This is a genomic window from Streptomyces endocoffeicus (assembly GCF_016741935.1).
GTDB lineage: Bacteria > Actinomycetota > Actinomycetes > Streptomycetales > Streptomycetaceae > Streptomyces > Streptomyces endocoffeicus.
On record NZ_JAERRG010000117.1, the window covers coordinates 1 to 2,591 of the forward strand.

Here is a 2,591-nt window from a genome sequence, read left to right on the forward strand (position 1 = left end):
GTGCCCAGCGACGCCGGGGTATCAGCGAGGACGATGCCGCGAACCACAACCGGTCCGCCCACCGCTACCGCACCGGACTCGCAAGTTGCCTGCGCAGCACCGCGTTCTCGGGCCGGTGCACGAGCAATTCAGCTTCTCTGGCCGTCCGCCGACGCAGCAACACCGCTGGAACCGAGAGCAGCTTCCGTGTGACCTGATACACCAGTGAGACGATCACCTGGACATGGTCCCAGCGCTCCCGCAAACCCCGCCAGACCGCCTACGACCTGCAGCGACGCATTCCTGAACGGCCGAGCACCCCTACGCCAAGGTCATCTGTTACCGTGCCCGCCATGGCCGCGTCCGTACGGGGGATCGTCACGCCGCTCATTGCCGAGCATGTGCCGCATGAACGGGAGTTGCTCGAATATTTGCGGCCACTCGACGACGACGGCATCACTCGGCTGTTCACCCGGCCCGATAGCGACGAGCTGCTCGGCTTCGGCGTGGCGGAAGTCGTCAGCCTGATCACCCCCGTCGTATGGCTGGTGGTGAACGAGTTCGTCACCCGGGGAGCAGGCGTCGCGGCGGACGGCTTCTTCGCCCGTATCCGGGCACGCTTCTCCCGGACTCCCGCCCGCGGCACAGGTGTTGCCGCCGACCCGGTGCCGCTGACCCCCGAGCAGCAGAAGGCGGTCTACCAGCGGGTCTACGGCGAGGCGTGCCTGCGGGGCCTCGAGGAGGCGGCCGCGAAGCAGCTCGGGGAAGCCGTCGTCGCCCGGCTGGCCATGGGGCCGTCCGGGCAATGACGACGGCGCAGTCACGAGCGCTCACCGCGCGTGCGACCACCCGGCGGATGCTGATGCTGGTCACGGTGCTACTCGCGTCCGGAACCGCGCTCATCGGCGAAGCGGTGCTCACGTATCACTCCGCGACCTCGCTCCCGCACTGTGCCTCCGCGGCCGGCATGGATCTCCAAGGGCCGAAGTGGCGCACCGAGTTGGGGTTGCGTTTCCACCAGGAGCTGGTCGCCTGCCGGGCGGACGGTGCTCGGACCGCGCTGTACGCGACCGTACTGTGCACCGCCGGCGTCGCGGTGGCGGCCGTGCTGCTGTCCCGGTGGCTGCCGCGGTGGCGGCAGCGCAAGGACCGGCTCCCGGAGCTGTATTCCGCGCAGCGGATCGTGGCAGCTGTCGAGGGCGGCAGCGGGAACGACGAGCGGCTGGCGCATCTGGCCCGGCTGGTGCAGCGCGCCGAGCTGCCCCGGGACCGATTGCCCGGCTTCGTGTGCAATCCCCGGGCGCTGTCCGCCGGCGCGGTGACTTTCGGCAGCGTCGGCCGCTACACCGTCTGCCTGAACGTGGGGCTGCTGCCCAAACGGACGACCAAGGACAGGTCGCATTTCGACGCGGTCGTGCTGCATGAGCTTGCCCATGTACGTAACCGGGACGTCGATCTGGCCTATCTCGCCATCGCGCTGTGGCGGGTCTTTTTGATCGCCGTGCTGCTGCCCTGCCTGGCCCTGAACACGGCCCTGGTGCTCCACGACCGCTTTCAGGGCACCGAGCGGGCGTACTGGGACGGATACGAGCCCGGAGCGAAGACCGCGCTGCTCGCGGTGGTGCTCACCGCGCTGGTCTACGTGGCCAGGGCCGACATCCTGCGCCATCGTGAGCTGGTCGCCGACCGAGATGCCGTATTCGAGTTCGGAAGCGACCGGGAGGTGTGGAGAAAGCAGGTGGAATCGCGGTCAGCCGCGCTGCCCCGGCTTCGGCTCCCCTGCTTTCTGCGCAACCACCCGACCTGGAGTGAGCGCCTGGCCGAAATCGACAACCCCCGCTCCGAGGACAAGGGCGGCACGAAGCTGCAGATCGCGGTCTTCCTCGTCGCGTACGTGACCATCATTTACTCGGTGATCTCCTGGCTGAAGCTCGACGCGGTCCCGGCGCAGACGGTGATCTATCTCGCGTATCTTGTGGGGCCGCTCATCATCGCCACCGGCTTTGCGGTATTCCCGCGCCGCAGGGCGCGGAGTGCGGACGAGGCGAGTGCGGCCCGCGCCTGGATGTACGGTGTCATCTGGCTGATCAGCGCCTTTGCGGTGAACCCGTTCGCGAATTGGGCGCAGGCGGAGGACGACTGGGCGACGCAGGCACGTGCCCGTCTGCGCGAGATGTCCGACGAGATGAACGAGTGGCGCGACGGACCCGCGGTGAGCGCCGCGGTCAAGGACCGGGCCGTCGGCTGGTACGAGGGGGGAGGCTCCGCGGTGCTCGGCCGGTTCGACACATACCTTCCGGACGGGGGCGCGGGATCCGATGCCGCCGGCGCCCGCTGCGCCGCCTTGGGCGCGACGGTGAGCGATGCGCTGGAACTGCCGGTCTTTCCGGACTCCGGCGCGGGCGGAAAGGCATGGAAGCGGCTGCTCACGTCGACGGCCGAGGCCCAGGCCCTGCAGTGCCGCTCCGGCTACGACCTGGATGCGCCGGGCGAAGACGCCATGGTCAGCCTGCGCTATGGGCGGGCCAGAACAGCGCTGAGTCAGCTCTTGCCACACTGATTCACGCAGAAAAGGACAATTCTTCACAAGCGGCTGAGTCCTCACACACTGC

The 2,591-nt window shown here is 68.6% G+C and carries 2 protein-coding genes and 1 pseudogene; 2 read left to right on the plus strand and 1 reads right to left on the minus strand.

What is annotated here, in order from left to right; all coding sequences use genetic code 11:
* Positions 1-217: pseudogene (locus tag JK364_RS56755) on the minus strand (integrase core domain-containing protein); the annotation flags it as partial.
* A 115-nt stretch (positions 218-332) separates the two neighbouring features.
* Between JK364_RS56755 and JK364_RS54070 the strand changes: the two are divergent.
* On the plus strand, positions 333-788 hold the full coding sequence (locus JK364_RS54070) for a hypothetical protein (RefSeq protein WP_201858825.1): 456 nt from the start codon (positions 333-335) through the stop codon (positions 786-788).
* Positions 785-2,539, plus strand: a complete 1,755-nt coding sequence (locus tag JK364_RS54075) for a M48 family metalloprotease (RefSeq protein ID WP_201858826.1) — start codon at positions 785-787, stop codon at positions 2,537-2,539. The genes JK364_RS54070 and JK364_RS54075 overlap by 4 nt, the downstream gene beginning before the upstream one ends.
* Positions 2,540-2,591: the final 52 nt, after the last annotated feature.

What these genes read in the sequence shown, in the direction of transcription:
- JK364_RS54070 (WP_201858825.1), top strand. Translation starts at nt 333, where the DNA reads ATGGCCGCGTCCGTACGGGGGATCGTCACGCCGCTCATTGCCGAGCAT.
- JK364_RS54075 (WP_201858826.1), top strand. Translation starts at nt 785, where the DNA reads ATGACGACGGCGCAGTCACGAGCGCTCACCGCGCGTGCGACCACCCGG.